Source organism: Sphingobium algorifonticola, assembly GCF_004005485.1.
Lineage (GTDB): Bacteria > Pseudomonadota > Alphaproteobacteria > Sphingomonadales > Sphingomonadaceae > Sphingobium > Sphingobium algorifonticola.
This window is the reverse complement of record NZ_RZUL01000003.1, coordinates 511,007-530,709: the sequence shown is the minus strand read 5'-3', so window position 1 is coordinate 530,709 and position 19,703 is coordinate 511,007. Positions and strand designations below refer to the sequence as shown.

At 64.8% G+C, this 19,703-nt stretch carries 18 protein-coding genes; 13 read left to right on the top strand and 5 right to left on the bottom strand.

The annotated features are described in order from the left end of the window. Positions 1-13: 13 nt before the first annotated feature. Positions 14-280, bottom strand: coding sequence for an FAD assembly factor SdhE (locus ENE74_RS11610; protein ID WP_127691074.1), 267 nt, complete (start codon positions 278-280; stop codon positions 14-16). Positions 281-366: 86 nt separating this feature from the next. Between ENE74_RS11610 and recG the strand changes: the two genes are divergently transcribed. Together recG and ENE74_RS18255 are read left to right on the top strand one after the other, a co-directional pair. After that, positions 367-2,430 (top strand): ATP-dependent DNA helicase RecG, encoded by a 2,064-nt coding sequence (gene recG / locus ENE74_RS11605; RefSeq protein WP_127691073.1) that lies wholly within the window; start codon positions 367-369, stop codon positions 2,428-2,430. Positions 2,431-2,577: 147 nt separating this feature from the next. Beyond that, a complete protein-coding gene (locus ENE74_RS18255; protein ID WP_164847457.1) occupies positions 2,578-2,724 on the top strand; it encodes a hypothetical protein in 147 nt (48 codons plus the stop codon). Between the two features lie 130 nt (positions 2,725-2,854). Here ENE74_RS18255 and ENE74_RS11600 read toward each other — a convergent pair whose 3' ends face one another. Both ENE74_RS11600 and purF read right to left on the bottom strand, forming a co-directional pair. Further along, positions 2,855-3,571, bottom strand: a complete 717-nt coding sequence (locus tag ENE74_RS11600; RefSeq protein ID WP_127691072.1) for an SDR family NAD(P)-dependent oxidoreductase — start codon at positions 3,569-3,571, stop codon at positions 2,855-2,857. A gap of 126 nt (positions 3,572-3,697) precedes the next feature. Further along, the gene (purF, locus tag ENE74_RS11595; protein WP_127691071.1) at positions 3,698-5,158 is read right to left on the bottom strand and encodes an amidophosphoribosyltransferase; all 1,461 of its coding nucleotides are present in this window, start codon (positions 5,156-5,158) and stop codon (positions 3,698-3,700) included. 252 nt (positions 5,159-5,410) lie between these two features. Between purF and ccmC the strand changes: the two genes are divergently transcribed. From ccmC to uvrC, 9 genes are all read left to right on the top strand, one after another. Then, positions 5,411-6,136 (top strand): heme ABC transporter permease CcmC, encoded by a 726-nt coding sequence (ccmC, locus tag ENE74_RS11590; RefSeq protein WP_127691201.1) that lies wholly within the window; start codon positions 5,411-5,413, stop codon positions 6,134-6,136. A gap of 7 nt (positions 6,137-6,143) precedes the next feature. Beyond that, positions 6,144-6,275, top strand: coding sequence for a hypothetical protein (locus ENE74_RS18665; protein WP_277601369.1), 132 nt, complete (start codon positions 6,144-6,146; stop codon positions 6,273-6,275). Between the two features lie 16 nt (positions 6,276-6,291). After that, positions 6,292-6,753, top strand: a complete 462-nt coding sequence (ccmE, locus tag ENE74_RS11585) for a cytochrome c maturation protein CcmE (protein ID WP_127691200.1) — start codon at positions 6,292-6,294, stop codon at positions 6,751-6,753. Between the two features lie 307 nt (positions 6,754-7,060). Continuing rightward, positions 7,061-9,001 (top strand): heme lyase CcmF/NrfE family subunit, encoded by a 1,941-nt coding sequence (locus ENE74_RS11580; protein ID WP_127691070.1) that lies wholly within the window; start codon positions 7,061-7,063, stop codon positions 8,999-9,001. Then, positions 8,998-9,525, top strand: a complete 528-nt coding sequence (locus ENE74_RS11575) for a DsbE family thiol:disulfide interchange protein (protein ID WP_127691069.1) — start codon at positions 8,998-9,000, stop codon at positions 9,523-9,525. The genes ENE74_RS11580 and ENE74_RS11575 overlap by 4 nt, the downstream gene beginning before the upstream one ends. A gap of 2 nt (positions 9,526-9,527) precedes the next feature. Further along, positions 9,528-9,941, top strand: a complete 414-nt coding sequence (locus ENE74_RS11570; protein WP_127691199.1) for a cytochrome c-type biogenesis protein — start codon at positions 9,528-9,530, stop codon at positions 9,939-9,941. Continuing rightward, a complete protein-coding gene (locus ENE74_RS11565; RefSeq protein ID WP_420902590.1) occupies positions 9,938-10,588 on the top strand; it encodes a tetratricopeptide repeat protein in 651 nt (216 codons plus the stop codon). The genes ENE74_RS11570 and ENE74_RS11565 overlap by 4 nt, the downstream gene beginning before the upstream one ends. A 132-nt stretch (positions 10,589-10,720) precedes the next feature. After that, positions 10,721-12,685, top strand: a complete 1,965-nt coding sequence (locus tag ENE74_RS11560; protein ID WP_127691067.1) for a potassium transporter Kup — start codon at positions 10,721-10,723, stop codon at positions 12,683-12,685. 211 nt (positions 12,686-12,896) lie between these two features. Further along, a complete protein-coding gene (gene uvrC, locus ENE74_RS11555) occupies positions 12,897-14,816 on the top strand; it encodes an excinuclease ABC subunit UvrC (RefSeq protein ID WP_127691066.1) in 1,920 nt (639 codons plus the stop codon). Positions 14,817-15,780: 964 nt separating this feature from the next. On the opposite strand, the gene ENE74_RS11550 is transcribed toward uvrC, so the two are convergent. Further along, positions 15,781-16,794 (bottom strand): dihydrodipicolinate synthase family protein, encoded by a 1,014-nt coding sequence (locus ENE74_RS11550; protein WP_164847456.1) that lies wholly within the window; start codon positions 16,792-16,794, stop codon positions 15,781-15,783. A 105-nt stretch (positions 16,795-16,899) separates the two neighbouring features. After that, on the bottom strand, positions 16,900-17,439 hold the full coding sequence (locus tag ENE74_RS11545) for a DsrE family protein (protein ID WP_164847455.1): 540 nt from the start codon (positions 17,437-17,439) through the stop codon (positions 16,900-16,902). Positions 17,440-17,739: 300 nt separating this feature from the next. Between ENE74_RS11545 and recO the strand changes: the two genes are divergently transcribed. Together recO and leuB are read left to right on the top strand one after the other, a co-directional pair. After that, positions 17,740-18,474, top strand: coding sequence for a DNA repair protein RecO (recO, locus tag ENE74_RS11540; RefSeq protein ID WP_127691063.1), 735 nt, complete (start codon positions 17,740-17,742; stop codon positions 18,472-18,474). A 179-nt stretch (positions 18,475-18,653) separates the two neighbouring features. Continuing rightward, a complete protein-coding gene (leuB, locus tag ENE74_RS11535) occupies positions 18,654-19,697 on the top strand; it encodes a 3-isopropylmalate dehydrogenase (RefSeq protein WP_127691198.1) in 1,044 nt (347 codons plus the stop codon). The last annotated feature ends 6 nt before the right edge of the window (positions 19,698-19,703 follow it).

Genomic DNA, 19,703 nt, shown 5'->3' with positions numbered 1-19,703 from the left:
AGGGGAGGATCGTTCAATCCTCAACCGGCACGAAATCGAGCCTGCGCATCGCGTCCATCATCGGCCCCTGATAGCGATCGGGCACCGGCTGTGTGCCCAACGCCCACGCCATGATGTCGACATCCTGCTCCTCCAGCAGGGCCTCGAACCAGGCAAGCTGGCCTTCATCCCATGTCGCGCCATGGGCATCGAAGAAACCGCCGATCATCAGGTCCGCTTCCTTCGTGCCGCGATGCGATGCGCGAAAGCCGATACGGCGCAGGCGGGGGTCTTGGTGCATGATGCTGGCCCTTCAGGCATAACGAGGATTGGCGGACGGGGCGTTTGATAAGCCCGGCCCGCTGCGATAGTGCTGCCCAGATAGTCATGCGCCCCGATATTCTCAATCCACTGTTTGCCGAAATATCGGCATTGAAAGGCGTCGGCACCGCGCTTGCGCGTCCGCTGGAGCGGTTGGGGCTGGCGCGCGCGGTCGATGTCGCCTTTCATCTGCCAGTGGCCTGGATCGACCGGCTGATCGTGGACGCGCTGGACATGCGCCAGGCGGGGCGGATCGTGGGCACGGTGCTGACGCCCGTCGACTACAAGGCCGGCGGCGGCATGCGGGCGCCGTTTCGCGTCCATGCGACCGATGCGGCGGGCAATTATGTTTCGCTGATCTATTTCGGGAAGAACAGCGGCTGGCCGCGCAAGCTGTTGCCGCTGGGTGAACGCAAGTTCGTGTCCGGCAGGCTGGAGCTTTATGGGCAGGACTTGCAGATGGTGCATCCCGACCATGTGTTGCCAGTCGAGGAGGCCGCCAGCGTGCCTGCACGCGAGCCAGTCTATCGCCTGTCCGAAGGGCTTTCGAACAACCGGATGCGCGACCTGGTGACGCAGGCGCTGGAGCGGGCGCCTGTTCTGCCCGAATGGATCGAGCCGAGCCTGCTGGCCAAGCGGCAATGGCCCGGATGGCACGATGCGCTGCACATGGTCCACCGGCAGCCGGACGAGGCGCTGGCGCGCGAGCGGATGGCCTATGACGAGATTTTCGCCGGGCAACTCGCGCTGATGCTGGTGCGCGCGGCGGGGCGCAGGCGGCGCGGTGTGCCGATCGCGGGCGACGGGCGGCTGCGCGCGATGCTGAAACTGCCGTTCGCGCCGACAGGGGCGCAGCGGCGGGCGACGGCGGAGATCGACGGCGATATGGCGCAGGGCACGCCGATGCTGCGCCTGCTGCAAGGCGATGTGGGATCGGGCAAGACGCTGGTGGCGCTGATGGCGATGCTCAATGCCGTGGAGGCAGGCAGGCAGGCGGCGATGCTCGCGCCGACCGAGATACTGGCGCGGCAGCATTTTGCGACGTTGCAGAAGATGCTGGCGGGCCTGCCGGTGACAATCGCGATCCTGACGGGGCGCGAAAAGGGCAAGGTACGCGAATCGACGTTGATGGGGCTGGCGGACGGGAGCATCGACATCCTCGTCGGCACGCATGCCATCTTTCAGGAGGCCGTGCAGTACAAGGCGCTCGCGCTGGCGGTGATCGACGAGCAGCATCGCTTCGGCGTGGCGCAGCGGATGATGCTGGCGGCCAAGGCGGAACGCGCGCCGCATCTGCTGGTGATGACGGCGACCCCGATCCCGCGCACCCTGACGCTGACGCATTATGGCGAAATGGACGTGTCGCGCCTCGACGAGATGCCGCCGGGTCGCCAGCCGATCGAGACGCGGGTGCTCTCGATCGATCGGGTCGATGAGGTGATAGAGGCGCTGGGGCGGCATGTTGCGGGCGGGGGTCAGGCCTATTGGGTGTGCCCGCTGGTCGAGGAAAGCGAGATGAGCGACCAGACCGCTGCGGAGGTGCGCGCAGAGACGCTGCGGATGCGCTTCGGCGATGCGGTGGCGCTGGTCCACGGGCGGATGAAGGGGCCGGACAAGGACGCGGTAATGGACGGCTTCGCCCGCGACGTGACCAAGATACTGGTGGCCACCACGGTGATCGAAGTAGGCGTCGATGTGCCCAATGCGACGCTGATGATTATCGAGGGCGCGGACCGCTTTGGCTTGGCGCAATTGCATCAGTTGCGCGGGCGGGTGGGGCGCGGCGACAAGGCGTCGGTGTGCCTGCTGCTGCGCGGCAATGCCCTGTCGGAAACTGCGCGGGCGCGGTTGGCGCTGATGCGCGAGACCAACGATGGTTTCCGTATTGCCGAGGCCGATCTCGACTTGCGCGGGGCGGGCGAAGTGCTGGGGACGCGCCAGTCCGGCGATGCCGAGATGAAGCTGGCGACGCCGGAACATCTGGCCGATATGATCGATGCGGCGCGCGACGACGCCCGGCTGTTGATCGACCGGGATGGCGGGCTGGATTCACTGCGCGGCCAGGCGGCCCGCGCCTGCCTGTATCTGTTCGAACGGGATGCCGCGGTTACGCTTTTGCGCGGCGGTTAGGTCGGCCACCCGTGCGATCATGCTGCGGTATACAAAGTGGCAAAATGTTAATTTTTCTGCAATATACTGGAAGCTTCCGGGCCGTGCTTGGCTCGGCTTGTCGCACGAAGGGACATATCCCCGGCGGACGGGACAGGGAGAACAGGGATGAGCACCGATCAGGAGAGCGGGGACGAGCGGCGTGCCGCGGAACGGCGCGAGAGCGAGCGCCGCAAGAAGCAGGACGACAGCTATACCGGCCCGGAACGACGCGTGGCCGACCGGCGTAACGGCGAGCGTCGCAGCGAGGACTGATAACATGTCGGCTGGTGCCGACTTGCTTTTCGCTGTTTCCCGGCGAAAGCCGAGGCTCAGGGCCTAACAGGGCTGCGCTCCGTCGCCCTGGACCCCGGCTTTCGCCGGGGAACCGACATAACCTTCAACCCTAACCCACCCTGATACGATGTCCGCTCGGCGCGTCGTTCTGCACCAACGCCAATATCGCGTCTGCCACCGTTTCAGGGCCTTTCAGCGTCGCGGGATCCTCCCCCGGATAGGCCCGCGCGCGCATCACCGTGCGGGTCGCGCCAGGATCCACGATGTGCGTGCGGATGGCGCTGATGTTCTTCACTTCCTCGCCATAGCTGTTGACCAGAATCTCCAGAGCCGCCTTCGACGCGCCATAGGCCCCCCAATAGGGCCGCGCGGTGCCGCCGACCGAACTGGTGACGGCGATGACGCGTGCGTCACTGCTGGCGCGCAGCAGCGGATCGAAGGCGGCGATCAGCGCCTGCTGCGCGCCGACATTCAGGGTCAGCACCTTGGCAAACTCCTTGGGATCGATCGCGGGCACGGCGGCCAGGCTACCCAGCATCGCGGCGTTGAGCACCAGAATGTCCAGCGCCTGCCAGCGCCCGGCCACTGCATTGGCGAGACGCCCGATGCTGTCGCCGTCGGTCAGGTCCAGCGGGGCGATCGTGGCGTTGCCGCCGGCCGCGTGAATGCTGTCCTCCACCTCTTCCAGCCCGCCGGTGGTGCGGGCGGTCAGAATGACATGTGCGCCCGCGGCAGCGAGGGTGCGCGCGGTCGCCGCGCCGATGCCGCGGCTGGCCCCGGTGACGAGGGCGAGTTTTCCGGTGAGGGGGAGGGGAAGAGAAGACATATAGGTTCCGTTCGCACTGAGCTTGTCGAAGTGCCCGCCGGAGCGCCGCGAAGGCTAGTGCCTCGCTGCGCTTGGCAGAAGGCTTCGACTTCGCTCAGCCCGAACGGGGCTATTCCATCGTGATAGTCAGACCACCCGTTCCGCCAGCAGTTCGAACTGGTCGCGTACGGCGGCTTCGTCCTGGTCGGTCAGCGTGGTGGGATAGTCGCCGGTGAAGCAGGCGTCGCAATATTGCGGACGGATGTCGGCCCGCTTCGCTTCGCCCAGCGCCTTGTAGAGGCCGTCGATCGAAATGAAGGCGAGGCTGTCGGCATGAATGAAATCCTGCATGCCGCCGACATCGAGCTTGTGCGCCAGCAGCTTCGTCCGCTCGGGCGTATCGACCCCATAATAGCAGCTGTGCTTGGTCGGCGGGCTGGCGATCCGCATGTGGACCTGCGCCGCGCCGGCCTCGCGCATCATCTGCACGATCTTGAGGCTGGTGGTGCCGCGCACGATCGAATCATCGATCAGGACGATCTTTTTGCCTTCGATCAGCGCGCGATTGGCGTTGTGCTTCAGCTTCACGCCCAGATGGCGCACTTTGTCGCTCGGCTGGATGAACGTGCGGCCGACGTAATGCGACCGGATGATGCCAAGTTCGAACGGGATGCCCGATTGTTGCGCATAGCCGATCGCGGCGGGAACACCGCTGTCGGGCACGGGAATGACATAGTCGGCATCGACCGGATTTTCGATCGCCAGCTGCGCACCGATCGCCTTGCGGACCGAATAGACGCTGTTGCCGTCCACGATCGAATCCGGGCGGGAGAAATAGACATGCTCGAAGATGCAGGGCCGGGGCGCGACGTCGCCGAAGGGGCGATGGCTGCGCACTTCGCCGCTGTTCGTGACGATCACCAGCTCGCCGGGGTCGATCGAGCGCAGATAGTCCGCGCCGACGACATCGAGGGCGACTGTCTCCGACGCGAAGATCGGCGAATCGCCCAGCATGCCCATGACCAGCGGACGGATGCCCAGCGGATCGCGGCAGGCGATCATGCCTTCGGGTGTCATGCAGATAAGGGAATAAGCGCCTTCGACATGCTTGAGCGCGTCGATGAACTTGTCGAGCAGCGTCCGGTAGGTCGATGTCGCCACCAGATGGATGATGACTTCGGTGTCCGACGTCGACTGAAAGATTGACCCGCGCCGCACCAGCTCCCGCCGCAGCTTGCCCGCGTTGGAGATATTGCCGTTGTGCGCAATGGCAAAGCCGCCCGATGCCAGTTCGGCATAGAGCGGCTGAACATTGCGCAGCGATGTTTCACCCGTGGTGGAGTAGCGCACATGGCCGCAGGCGGAATGGCCCGGAAGCGCCCGGATCACTTCGTCGCGATCGAAATTGCCCGCGACATGGCCCATCGCGCGATGGGTGTGGAAGTCATGCCCGTCCCAGCTCGTGATTCCCGCCGCTTCCTGACCGCGGTGCTGAAGCGCGTGAAGGCCGAGCGCGACGATCGCCGAGGCGGTTTCGGCGCCGGAGATGCCGAAAATGCCGCATTCCTCCCGCAACTTGTCGTCATCGAAAGGGTTTGTGGTAAGCATAAGCTAAGGGACCCGCTGCCAATGCGTTGACGCCCTGCGGGCATCGTTCGGGCGGCATATAGGGGCTAGATGCCGGTTTGTCGCCTCCCTGTAACAAAAAACCCCCGCAACAAAAAATCATGTCTCGCGACGGAACAGAGCGTTGCCGCGCGATGTCCGTTTTGCCTGACGCCGTATATGTCCAACTTTATTGTGCACTTCGGGCAACTGGCCACTGGCCTTGGCGCTTGGGCGGGGGTAAAGACGATGCCAATGCATGCCTACGCCAATCCTGCCCGGTTCCTTTCGATTGCGCGGCCCGTCACGCCGTGGTTGTTCTGGGGCGGTCTTGTTCTGATCGTCTTGGGGTGTGCCTGCGGCCTTTTTCTGACGCCCGCCGATTATCTTCAGGGGCAGACGGTGCGGATTCTCTATATCCACGTGCCCGCCGCCTGGCTGGGCATGGGCGGCTGGACCGGCATCGCGATCGCCGCCGTGATGCAGCTGGTTTGGCGGCATCCGCTGGCGGCGATCGCAGGCCGCGCCATCGCCGCACCGGGCGCGCTGTTCACGGCCATCTGCCTCGTCACCGGGTCGTTGTGGGGGCGACCGACCTGGGGCACCTACTGGCAGTGGGACGGGCGGATGACGTCCATGCTGGTGCTGTTTTTCCTTTATCTGGGCTACATCGCCTTGGGCAATGCGAGCGCGAGCAATGGCAATGCAGGCGGCGTCAGCCGGGTGACGGCGATTTTCGGACTGGTCGGCGCAGTCAACATTCCGATCATCAACCGGTCCGTCGTGTGGTGGAACACGCTGCATCAGGGCCCGAGCATCACCTTGCGCGGATCGAGCATCGACGGTGCGATATTGTGGCCGCTGGGCCTGACGGTGCTGGGCTTTTCCCTGTGGTTCGGGGCGATCGTGCTGATGCGGATGCGCGCGATCCTGGCCGAAACCAAGGTCGAGGCGCGGATGCAGCGGCTGGCGCGGGGATGATGCGACCGTGAACCCCTGGCCGTTCGTGATTGCCGCTTATGCCCTGACCTTTGCGGGTACGCTGGGCCTTTCCATCGCCGCCTGGCGTGCGATGCGCGCGGCCGAGCAGCGGGCCGACAGCCTGAAACGGGATCGCTGACATCATGGCCATGACGCTGAAAGCGAAACACCAGAGGCTTGTCCTCGCCCTCGTCGCCCTCGTCGCGCTGATCGGTGCCGGGCTGCTGGCGGCGTCGGCGCTGAAGGACGAAGCCGCCTATTTCTACACGCCCACCGATGCGCGGACCAAGGGCATGGAGCCGGGCCGCGCGATCCGGCTGGGCGGCATGGTGGTGAAGGACAGCATCCGCCGCGCGCCCGACGGCGTGACGATCCGCTTTGCGGTCACCGACAACAAGGCGACCGTGCCCGCAACGTTCAGCGGCATCGCCCCGGACCTGTTCAAGGAAGGGACCGGCGTGGTGGCCGAAGGCGCATTCGATGCCAAGGGCACGTTCGTCGCCACCAACCTGCTGGCCAAGCATGACGAACGCTATATGCCGCCGGAACTGGAAGGCATGACCTATGATGACAAGGCACGCGACGATATGGCGCGAACAATGACGGTGGCGAAGTGAGCAATTTTCGCGCGCGTGTTTTTTCGCACGTTTCCTCTATGCCAAGGGGAATAAGGTTTTGCATGGATGTAGGACAGAGGAAAAAGCGCAATCCCGGCCTGCGCAAGACATCTGCGGAATTGGCAAACATCCGTGCATGCCCGTCATTCCCGCGAAGGCGGGAACCCAACTCACGTCACGCGGCTAAGTCGCGGATGGCAATATGGGTTCCCGCCTTCGCGGGAATGACGACAATTTTTGCTTTTTCCCTTTCACCAAGGCTCAGCCTACGCCGGGATGACGGGTATTTTGCAGGGGGAGCGCAGGCATGATCGCGGAAGCAGGCCTGGCCGCGCTGTGGCTGGCGGCGGCGCTGGCATTTCTGCAACTCGCGCTGGTCTGGTTCGGGCTGACGACCGACAAGCCCGATCTCCTCTCTGCGGTGCGCCCCACGGCCGTGATGCAGGGGGTGCTTACGGCATTGTCCTTCGCGCTGCTCGTCACGCTGTTCCTGCGGTCCGACATGTCGGTCGCGCTGGTGGCGAGCAACAGCCATTCGGCGAAGCCCTGGCTGTACAAGTTTGCAGGGACATGGGGCAATCATGAAGGCTCCATGCTGCTGTGGGTGATGGTGATGGGCATTGCGGGCGCGGCCGTTGCCCTGTTCGAGCGGGCGCTGCGGCGCGACACGCATATGGCGACGCTGGGTGCGCAGGCGATGATAAGCCTGGGCTTCTATGCGTTCCTCCTGTTCTCCTCCAATCCCTTTGCCCGTGCCAATCCCGCGCCGCCGGACGGGCAGGGGCTGAACCCGCTGCTGCAAGACCCTGGCCTCGCCTTTCATCCGCCGACGCTGTACCTGGGCTATGTCGGCCTTTCGGTCGCCTTTTCCTTTGCGGTCGGCGCGCTACTGACTCGCAACGTCGATGCGACATTCGCCCGCGCGATGCGGCCATGGGTGCTGGCGGCGTGGATATTGCTGACGCTCGGCATCACGGCGGGCAGCTACTGGGCTTATTATGAGCTGGGCTGGGGCGGCTGGTGGTTCTGGGACCCGGTGGAGAATGCCTCGCTGATGCCGTGGCTGGCGGCGACGGCGCTGCTTCACAGCGTCACCGTGCTGGCGACGCGCGACGCGCTGCGGGCGTGGACGATCATGTTGGCGGTGGTCGCCTTCTCGATGTCCATGGTCGGCACCTTCCTCGTGCGGTCGGGTATCCTCACCAGCGTCCATGCCTTTGCGGTCGACCCGGAGCGGGGCACCTTCATCCTCGGCCTGCTGGCGCTGTATATCGGCGGCGCGCTGGCGCTGTTCGGCCTGCGCATCGGCACGGTACGCGAAGGCGCGCAGTTCGAGCTGGTGAGCCGCGAGACGATGCTGGTGGTCAACAATCTGCTGCTGTCGGTCATCCTCGGCCTCGTCCTGATCGGCACGCTCTATCCGCTGATGACCGAGGCGTTCGGGCACAAGGTTTCTGTCGGCCCGCCCTATTTCGACCGGATCGCCGGACCGGTGGCGCTTGTGCTTGTGATGTTCATGGCGGCAGGCCCGCTGACCCGATGGCGCAAGGATCAGGCGCAGGCGGTGGCCGGGCGGATGATCGTGCCGATTGCCGTGCTGCTGCTGGCGTTGGCTGCCGTCAGCGTGCTGGCATGGGGGCGGATCGGCCTGCTGCCGTTCCTGGGTCTCGTGATCGCGGCGGGCGTCGCGGTGGGCAGTCTCGCCCCGCTGTGGAAGCGCAATCTGCGCCGCACGCCCCTGTTCACTTATGGCATGGTGATCGCCCATCTGGGATGTGCGGTCAGCCTGGCGGGCATGGCGGCGGATTCGGCCTTCACGGTCGAGAAGCTGGTTGCCGCGCGGCCCGGCGAGACGGTCACGACGGCAGGCTGGACGCTGCGCTTCGATGGCATCAGCACGGTCGCGGGTGACAACTGGACGGCGTTGCAGGCCGACATGCAGGTGTCGCGGCGCGGCGGTGATCCGATCGCCATTCATCCCCAGGCGCGCTTCTTCACTTCGCCGCCGACCAACACGACCGAAGCGGCGCTGCTGACCCGCTGGGACGGGCAGCTCTATGTCGTGCTGGGGCAGGAGGCCGGTGAAGGCCGGTGGCAGATCCGCATCTGGTGGAAGCCGCTCGTGACGTTGATCTGGCTGGGCGGGATGATGATCGCGCTCGGCGGTGCGCTCGCGCTGCTGGGGCGTGAGCGGCGCGGCTGGATACAGAAGCTGCGGCGGCGGCCCGCCATCGTGGCGGCGGCATGAAGCGCTGGGCAATCTGGTTGCCGCTGGGTCTGTTCCTGGCGTTCTTCGGGCTGTTCGCGAGCGGGCTGCTCAAGCCCGACGATCGCCTCATCACGTCCAAGATGGTAGGCAAGCCGGTGCCGCAATTCGCCCTGCCGGCCGCAGCGAGCGACCGGCCCGCGCTGTCGAGTGCAGACCTTGCCACCGGCCAGCCGCGCCTGCTCAACGTCTTTGCAAGCTGGTGCGTACCCTGTGCCGCCGAAGCGCCGCAACTGATGGCGCTGAAACAGGCAGGGGCGCAGATCGACGCGGTGGCGATCCGCGACGCGCGGCCCGATGTCGACCGCTTTCTCGGCCGCTGGGGCAATCCCTACAGCCGTATCGGCCTGGATGCGCGGTCCAGCCTCCAGATCGCGATGGGATCGTCCGGCGTGCCCGAGACCTTCGTGATCGACGGCAAGGGCGTGATCCGCCACCAGCATATCGGTGACATCCGCGCCGAGGACGTGCCGGTGATACTGGCCAAGCTGGCGGAGGCGCGGTGACGGTGCGTGGCCTGATCGCCCTGATCCTGCTGGTGCTGGCAACGCCGCTGGTGGCGCAGACCGCGCTGCCACCTGCGCCTTATGCCGACCGGCAGCTTGACGACCCACGGCTGGAAGCGAAAGCGCGCGACCTGATGCTGACGATCCGGTGTCTGACGTGCCAGAGCCAGTCGATCGCCGACAGCAACGCCAGCATGGCGGGCGACATGCGGTCGCAGATTCGCGAGAGGATCGCGGCGGGCGAGGAGCCGGAAGCGATACGGACCTGGCTGATCGACCGTTATGGCGACTGGGTGAGTTACGAGCCGACCGCCGCGCCGATATTGTGGCCGCTGTGGGCCGCGCCGGTGCTGCTGCTGGGGCTGGGCTTCGTCCTGATGCGCGGGCGGATCAGGCGACGGAAGGGGAAAGTCTGATGGGCTGGGCAATCGCGGGTCTGCTGGCGGCAGCGACGCTGGGGCTGATGCTGTGGCCGGGCCGGTCACCGCGCGGCACCTGGGAACTGGTCGGCGCGGCGCTGCTGTTCGGGATTGCGGGCTATGCTTGGCAGGGCAATCCGACGCTGGCCGGGGCGCCCCGCAATGGGCAGGCGCAGGCCGCGCCGTTCGATGAGGACATGGCCAAGCAGCGGCAGGCGATCGGCGAGCGGTTCGGCAAGGCCGGGCAATGGCTGGTCCTGTCCGACGGGCTGGGGCGACAGGGCAAGACGCAGGAGGCCGCCAATGTGCTGGTCGCCGCGGTGAAGCAGGAACCGAACAACGCGACCCTGTGGCTGGGCCTTGGCAATGCGCTGGTGGCGCATGGTGACGGGGTGATGTCGCCATCGGCCGAATATGCGTTTCGCAAGGCCATGGCGATCGACCCGCAGGCCCCGGCCGCGCCCTATTTCTATGGCATGGCGCTGGCACAGTCGGGTCAATTGGAGGGTGCGCGCAAGATATGGGCGCCGCTCGCTGCGCGCCTTCCCGCAGGCAGCCAGCTGCGCGCGGAACTGGAACAGAATGTCGCGATGATCGACAGCCGCCTTGGCGGGCAGGGCGAAGGGCCGCTTGGCGGATCGTGACGGATAGGCTAGGGCAGGGCGATGTTGCACTGCATCACCCTGCGTGATACGCGCCGCGCCATTCCCGGCAAGACCGGGCATTCCGCATCCGCAACCGGGCCAGACTTCGCATGACAGCATCCCTCTACCGCCATGGGTGACAGCGGGTCCGATCAGGGCACCGGGCCGGGCGCTCTGCCTGCCGAAAGGGCGGCCACCGGCGGGACAGTGGCGGATGAGACGGCCGGTCATCATGGCCACGAAAGCGCGACGCTGAAGCTCGTCATCGGGGCGATCGGCATCGTCTTCGGCGACATCGGCACCAGCCCGCTCTACGCCTTTCGCGAAACCTTTGCCGGGCACCATCCGCTCGCACTGCGCCCCGACCATATCCTTGGCGTCATCAGCCTGATGTTCTGGTCCATGATGCTGGTCGTCACGCTCAAATATGTGTCCATCATCATGCGCGCCGACAACAAGGGCGAAGGCGGGAGCCTGGCGCTGCTGGCGCTGATCAGCGGGCAGACCAAGACGAAGCGGTGGACATCGGGCATCGTGCTGCTGGGCGTGTTCGCGACGGCGCTGTTCTACGGCGACTCGATGATTACCCCTGCCGTGTCGGTCCTTTCCGCTGTTGAGGGTCTGGCCGTCTACAATCCGGCGCTGACGCCGCTCATCATCCCTGCCGCTGTGTGCATCCTGCTTGGCCTGTTCTGGATACAGAGCGCGGGGACCAACCGGGTGGCGACGTTGTTCGGCCCGATCATGCTGACCTATTTCGCGGTGATCGCAACGCTGGGTGTACTGAGCATCTGGCAGACGCCCGGCATATTGGTCGCGTTCAACCCCTATTGGGCGTTCATGTTCTTCGTTTCCAGCCCGCTGCCGGCCTTTCTGGCGCTGGGCGCGGTGGTGCTGGCGGTGACGGGCGCGGAGGCGCTCTATGCCGACATGGGCCATTTCGGGCGCAATCCGATTCGCATTTCGTGGCTGTTCTTCGTTCTCCCGGCGCTGATGCTCAACTATCTGGGGCAGGGCGCGCTGCTGTTTCGCGAGGGCGCCGAGGCGCTGTCCAGCCCGTTCTACAATCTGGCGCCGCAGTGGTTCCAGCTTCCGCTGATCGGCATCGCGACGTTGGCCGCGATCATCGCCTCGCAGGCTGTGATCTCCGGCGCCTTCTCCGTCACGCAGCAGGCGATCCAGCTTGGCTTCATGCCGCGTCTGCGGATCGCCCATACCAGCGCGTCCACCGCGGGGCAGATCTACATCCCCACGATCAACTGGGCGCTGATGGTGATGGTCATCGCGCTGGTGCTGACCTTCCGCACATCCTCCAATCTGACGGCGGCCTATGGCATTGCGGTGACCGGCGCGATGTTCATCGACAATGTCCTGCTGACGGTGCTGCTGTTCCGCTTGTGGCAGTGGAACCGCTGGTGGGCGGTGCCGCTGCTGGGCATATTCTACATCGTCGACGGCGCCTATCTCGCCGCGAACCTGACCAAGATACCCTATGGCGGCTGGTTCCCGCTGTTCATTGGCTTCATCGTCTTCACATTGCTCACCACCTGGTCGCGCGGCCGCAAGCTGATGATCGAGCGGATGCGCGAATCGGCGATGCCGATCCCGGTATTCATCGCGTCCGCCGCGAACAGTGCGGCGCGCGTGTCCGGCACGGCGGTGTTCATGACCTCGACGCCCGAAGGCGTGCCGCATGCGCTGCTCCACAACCTCAAGCACAACAAGGTGCTGCACGAGCGAGTCGTGCTGCTGACGGTCAAGATCCTCAGCGTGCCGGCGGTGCCAGAAGAGCAGCGCGCCAAGTTGGAGGATCTGGGTCGCGGCTTCTTCCGCCTTGTCCTCCACTATGGCTTCATGCAGGAACCCGATGTGCCCGCGGCGCTGAAGAATGTCACCCAGTGCGGACAGGCGTTCAAGATGATGGAAACCAGCTTCTTCCTCGCCCGGCAGACGCTGCTCCCCTCCGCCCGGCCCGGCATGCCGATCTGGCGCGAGAAAATCTTTGCCTGGATGCTGCGCAACGCGGAAAGCGCGATGGAATTTTTCCGCCTGCCCACCAATCGCGTGGTCGAACTGGGCAGCCAGGTCGAGATTTAGGCGGGGCGCAGGTGGCACATCCGTTCGACGGCCTGCCAAGGCATTGCCGGTATGCCGACATCCAACTGCTAGCGGATATTTTCCGACAGTAGTGATTGAGATTTAGGGAGGTATAGCCAAGGGTTCAGAACGACTACTATACCGGTGGAACAGCGAAGCGAAAACACCATCCAACCTTTGCAACCCCTGCATACTCCCCTATCTCCGCCTCATGTCGTCCCCCCAATCCCCCGACCGCTTCAACGAGGACAAGGCCAGCTACACCGTGCGCGGGGCCGGTGCGCCGGATATCGACGCGGGGGTGGATGCCATCCGCAATGTCCTGAAAACGCTGCCGACCCGTCCCGGCGTGTACCGGATGCAGGATGCACGCGGCGACGTGCTCTATGTCGGCAAGGCGCGCGCGCTGCGCAATCGCGTCACCAACTACACGCAAGTGGACCGGCTGCCCCGCCGCCTGCAACGCATGGTGGCGCAGACCCGGTCGATGACGATCGTCACCACCAACAGCGAGGCGGAGGCCCTGCTGCTGGAGGCGCAGCTCATCAAGCGGTTCCGGCCGCCGTATAATGTCCTGCTGCGCGACGACAAAAGCTTCCCCTTCATCCTGCTGCGGGAGGATCACGCCTTTCCCCGCATTCAGAAACATCGCGGCGCGCGCAAGGCGAAGGGGCGCTACTACGGCCCGTTCGCCAGCGCCGGATCGGTCACGCGCACGATCAACGCGCTGCAAAAGCTGTTTCTGCTGCGCTCCTGCTCGGACAGTTTCTTCGCGAACCGGTCGCGCCCGTGCCTGCTGTATCAGATCAAGCGCTGCTCGGCCCCCTGCGTCGATCGCATCACGCCGGAGGCTTACGCTGATCTGGTGCAGGATGCGCAGGATTTCCTCGGCGGCAAATCCACCAAGGTGCAGCAGAAGCTGGGGGCATCGATGCAGGCCGCGTCCGACGCCATGGATTTCGAACAGGCCGCCGTCATCCGCGACCGTCTGAAGGCGCTGACGTTCATTCAGGGCAGCCAGGCGATCAACGCCGAAGGACTGGGTGACGCCGACATCTTCGCGCTCGCGACAAAGAACGGCGCGATGTGCATCCAGGCCTTCTTCATTCGCGGCGGCCAGAACTGGGGTCACCGCAGCTTTTTCCCGATCCACACGGCGGAAGTGGACGAAGCCGACGTCCTCGGCAGTTTCCTCGCGCAATTCTACGAGGAAGTGCCGCCCCCCAAACTCATCCTCGCCGACCGCCAGCCCGCCGATTGCGATCTGATCGCCCAGGCCCTCACCGAGCGCATCGGTTCCCGCGTCCGCATCGAAATGCCTCAGCGCGGCGATCGTACCCGCCTCATCAAACAGGCGCAGCGCAACGCGGTCGAGGCGCTCGACCGCCGCCTCGCCGAGACCACGACACAGGCGAAGGTGCTGCGCGACATGGCCGACGCCTTCGGGTTGGAAGGCGTGCCCGATCGCATCGAAGTCTATGACAACAGCCATATTCAGGGCACCAACGCGCTGGGCGCCATGATCGTCGCGGGGCCGGAGGGGTTCCGCAAATCCGCCTATCGCAAGTTCAACATCAAACGGCCGGAGACCGCCCCAGGCGACGATTTCGCCATGATGCGCGAAGTGTTCGAACGGCGCTTCGGCCGCGCCCAACGTGAGGATCCCGATCGCGACAGCGGCGAATGGCCGGACCTCGTGCTGGTCGATGGCGGCAAGGGGCAGGTGAGCGCAACGAAAGCTGCGCTGGCGGAAATCGGCGTCGAGGACGTCACCCTGATCGGTGTCGCCAAGGGGCCGCACCATGGCCGCGACGGGCGCGAAGTCTTCCATCTTCCCGATGGCCGCGAAATGATGTTCCCGGTCAATGATCCGGTGCTGTTCTACCTCCAGCGCCTGCGTGACGAAGCGCACCGCTTTGCGATCGGCGCGCATCGCGACAAGCGCAGCAAGGCGATCACAGTCAGCTCGCTGGATGAAGTCCCCGGCATTGGTCCGGCGCGGAAGAAGGCGCTGCTGATGCACTTCGGCACGGCCAAAGCCGTGAAAAGCGCGGCGCTGGAAGACCTGCAGAAAGCGCCCGGCGTCTCCAAGGCCGTTGCCCAGCAAGTCTACGACTATTTCCACGGCTGACCCACTTCTCCCTCTCCCCTTCAGGGGAGAGGGCCGGGGAGAGGGGGCTGTAACCGGATACGGAGCACAGCATCCATCCCCGTACATCCCCCTTTCCCGACATCGCTACGCTCGCCACCCTCTCCCCTGAAGGGGATAGAGTAAAGCGGATAGCCCACTGGGGTAATCCCAGCGAAGACAGCGATCTCACTTCTTCATGTCGGCCAATCGATATGATGGACAATTGCGCGATCCAGCCTCGGCTAGGTTCCAAGCAAACCGAGCAAATAATCACATAACATCATAAAAATTAACGCTATTTATATCATCTCAACTTATCATTTCGCTATGAACGATCCGCGGCCAAAACGTCCTCGACACCGGTCGGGCATCGGCCATTTCGAATATGTAACTCTGCGCCACATACTCGGTGGAACCCTGTGCGCAGTACTGGCGATAGTCGCTTCCTATGCGGTGGTATCAAAGTACCTGGACGCAGGCCTTATCAGGCAAAGTGGCAGAGGACTTCCTTTTTCGCCGCGCGTGATAACGATGGAGAATAACCCGGGGTTCTTTTTCGCCCATTGTATAGGCGTCGGACTGATCGGCCTCGGTGGGGTTGTTTACCTATTCGGCTTGTTACGCGCAATCTTCCGGCGTGCGACGGGAAGGCCGCGGGCATTTCGACTGGTGCGGAAATACGAGCGTGCGGACAGCACCCTTTACCCGAGACTATTTCCCAAAAGGCCACCACGAAAATAGAACGACGGACCCCTCTGTTTGGAGTAGCCGCTCGTTTCACTATCGTTCAAGCCTGTCACTTTACGCGCGGCTATTTCGAGGGCTGACCCACTTCTCCCTCTCCCCTTCAGGCCTGTCCTGAGCGCCTGCATTGGCAGGCAGTCGAAGGGGGAGAGGGCCGGAGAGAGGGCCGGGGAGAGGGGGCTGTCAGCGCGGCCTGTCACCAACGGCGTGCCTCAAACGCTCACACCACCGTCGTAGCCAGATAGCCGTCGTCCGCCACTGCAAAGCCATGCGCTTCCAGCACATCGCGGGCGCCCGCGATGAAGGCGACCGGCAGCAGCGACCCGTCATGGCGCTCCGACGGCCGGTCCTCGGCGGCGGCACCATGCGCGCGGATATGGTCAGCCGCGCGATTGGCGTCGGCAAAGGGATTGGTCCCGACATCGGCTGCCAGGGCGAACAATGCCGTCACGGCATTACCGATCCGGTCGGAGAGGGCGCGCGCAGCCGCGATATCGCCCACGGCGAAGAGCGATGCGACATCGCGCAACTGGCGGGCAAAGACATTGCCCGAACTCAGCAGCCAGCCGTCATAGCCGCCTTGCAACGCTTCCAGATAGCCGCCCTCGGCCCCGCGCACATAGCGCACCGCACCGCGCGGCAACCCTGCTTTCGCAACGGCGTCCTCCCCGCTCGTATCCTTGAACATCGTGATCCGCGGATGATCCGCGATCAGGGCGGCAAAGGTCTCCGGCGCTATGGTGCAGCCCGTGACCTGCGGCAACTGATACACCGCCAGCGGCGACTCCGTCGCGTCCACCACTGCGCGCACATGCGCCGCGATGGCGGCCTGCGTCGCGTCGGGATCGATCTGCGCGGTGATCGTCAATCCGGCGTAGCGCCCGGCGAGCGGTGTTTCGGCGATGCGGGCCTCGATATGCTTGGCCCGCGCGATCACGGCCTGCGTATCGGCACCAAAGGCGGCAATCAGCAATGTCGTGTGCGACCACGCCGGTGTCGCGCAGAGCGCGAGCCACTGGTCGATCTGATCCTGCGTCAATTGCCATCCATCACCGGTCGTGCCCGCGATCAGAAACTGGCGCAGATCGGTACGGAGCGCGGCAACATGCGCGGCGATCCTCGGGCCATCAAGCTGTCCGGCGCTATAATGGCCGATGATCGGCGACCATAAGGGATCGAACGCCTGCGCCATAATGCCATCCTCGCCGTTGTCGCACTGTTTCGTGCCTCGCAAGCCTTATTCCCGAACTAGGGTGGCAACGCAACTAATGTGTATGGGTTTTACACAAAATGTATACAAGAATACAGGTGGTCGCGGGGGCGTCGCCTTCAACGCATCTCAGAAGGGATTGAGCGAATAGCCGTCGGCCTGAAGGATCGCATGCGCGGTCGAGGCCGCCCAGGACAGTTTCACACCGGGCAACAGGTCGCTCTTTTCGATGCCATGCCCCGCTGCGGCCTGGCCGCACAGGATGATCTGCACCCCCGCTTTCGTCAGTGCGGCGATGGCAGCGACGTTTGGATTGGTTTTTCCCTCCCGCTTGCCGGCATAGAATGCCGCGTTGGTCAGATCGACCGACGCCGGGCCATGGACGACGACGGCCACCTTCACGCGATTGGCGGCCATGCCGTTGCCGACGGTCATGTTCATGAACCGCGCGGCGCTTTGCAACGCGGGGTGCACGGCGCCGTCGGGTGCCTTCTCCGCCATGTCGTAACTATGCTTCAGCACCATAGAGTCTGTCGGCAGGAAGTCGGCATCGGGCACCGGCACCGCCCTGCCGATGTCCGCAAACACGGGGGCATAATTGCGGCTCTGTGCCAGGCCGGGAACAGGCTGTGCCAGCATCAGCAATCCGATCGTTATAGCCCGCATCATGCCATTATTCCCCTGCATTGGCCCCCGGAACGGGTGACCGCGCGAACAGGATGGCGGCCCTTTTCCCGACGCACAAGAGCAGGGGGATGGTACTGCCCTACTTGCCCCCCTTTCGCTACGGATGGCGCATGCCAAGCCGGGTCGTTCATTTTGCAAGGATTGGCTGTTTTCTGCGGGTTTCAACGCCGCAACTTCCGCAACTTAAGGGTGGGCCGCGCGCGCCATCTTCCGCAGTTTTCCGTGCGCACTATCGATTCAGCGTTACCTTTGCTGCCTGTGTAGGATAGTCCTGCGGCGGCCATGCCGCACCTCGCCACCTCCGCCATCGTCTGCGCCGTCCGTGCGCATGGGGAACATGGTGCCATCGTGCGGGTGATGACGCCGCACAATGGTCTGGTCACGGGCTATGTGCAGGGCGGGCGGTCGCGGCACATGCGGCCGGTGCTCCAGCCCGGCAATATCGTGCAGGCGACATTCCGGTCCCGTACCGCAGATCAGCTTGCGAGCCTGACGGTCGAGATGATCCACAGTCGCGCGCCGTTGCTGGCCGAGCCGCTGCCCGCGGCCGCAATCGACTGGACCTGCGCGCTGACCGCCGCTGCCCTGCCGGAGGAGAATGGCTATCCCGCGCTGCATCAGGCGCTCGATGCGGTGCTGACGGCAGTGGAGGCGGCGCCTGCTGCACGGGGATGGGCCGTGGCGCTGGTGCGTTACGAATTGCTGCTGCTTGCCGAACTGGGCTTCGGGCTCGATCTCGACCATTGCGCCGCGACCGGCGACACCGAAGATCTGCGATACGTCAGTCCCAAAAGCGCCGCCGCCGTCAGCGCCGCCGCGGCCATGGGTTACGAGGCGCGGCTGTTGCCGCTGCCGCCTTTCCTGGTCCGTGGCGGCGAAGCGGGCTGGCCGGACATTTTGGACGGCTTGCGTCTCACCGGCCATTTTCTGGAACGCGGTATCTTCGTCGACCGCCGCCGCGATGTCCTCGCGGCGCGAGAGCGGCTGCTTGACCGGCTGAAAAGAGCGGTTGCGTAACGGCAAGGGCGCTCATAAGCGCAAGTTCAACCGCGTCATGCCTGTCAGGGCAAAGCCACGTGAAGCAGATGCAGTTGCCCCGTCATGCCGAAACAAGTTCAGGGTGACGAACAGGATAGGTGATACGGCCCCGCTTGCCCGCAGGCGGGAACGAAGAACGTGAAGAAAGTGGAGTGTCTATGCTCGTTGCGCTGCTGCCCGGTGACGGGATCGGACCGGAAATCATCACCCAGGCGCGTCGCGTGCTCGATGCGCTGGCGATCGAGGGATTGGTCTATGAAGAGGCGTTGGTCGGCGGCGTCGCCTACAAGGCGGTCGGTCACCCGCTGCCGCCCGCAACGCTTGATCTTGCCCGGCGTGCGGACGCCATTCTGTTCGGTGCGGTCGGCGACCCGGATTGCGATGCGCTGGAACGCCATCTTCGCCCCGAGCAGGCCATATTGGGCCTGCGCAAGGAACTGGGCCTGTTCGCCAATCTGCGCCCGGCCAAGATGTTTGCCGAGTTGGCGGACGCCTCCACTCTCCGGCCCGAAGTCGCCTCGGCGATCGACCTGATGATCATCCGGGAGCTGAACGGCGACGTCTATTTCGGTGAAAAGGCGATGCGCACCACTGCCGATGGCCAGCGTGAGGGCTATGACATCATGTCCTATAACGAAGGCGAAGTGCGCCGCATCGCGCATGTCGCCTTTCGCACGGCACAGGCGCGGCGGGGCAGGCTCTGCTCGGTCGACAAGGCGAACGTGCTTGAAACATCGCAGCTGTGGCGCGACGTCATGATCGAGACCGCCGCCGACTATCCCGATGTCGTGCTCAGCCACATGTATGTGGACAATGCAGCGATGCAACTGGTGCGCAACCCCGGCCAGTTCGATGTCATCGTCACCGGCAATCTCTTCGGCGACATCCTGTCCGATCAGGCAAGCATGTGCGTCGGATCGATCGGGCTGCTGGCGTCCGCTGCGCTCGACGGTGCGGGGAAGGGGCTTTACGAGCCGATCCACGGCAGCGCGCCGGATATCGCGGGGCAGGGTAAGGCCAATCCCTTGGCAACGGTCCTTTCCGCCGCGATGATGCTGCGCTATTCGCTCGGCCTGCCCGATCAGGCGGACCGGATCGAGGCGGCGGTGGCGCGCGCGCTGGCCGGCGGCGCGCGTGGTGCCGACCTGGGTGGCACGATGTCCACCGCGCAGATCGGCGATGCGGTGGTCGCCGCGCTCTGACGGTAT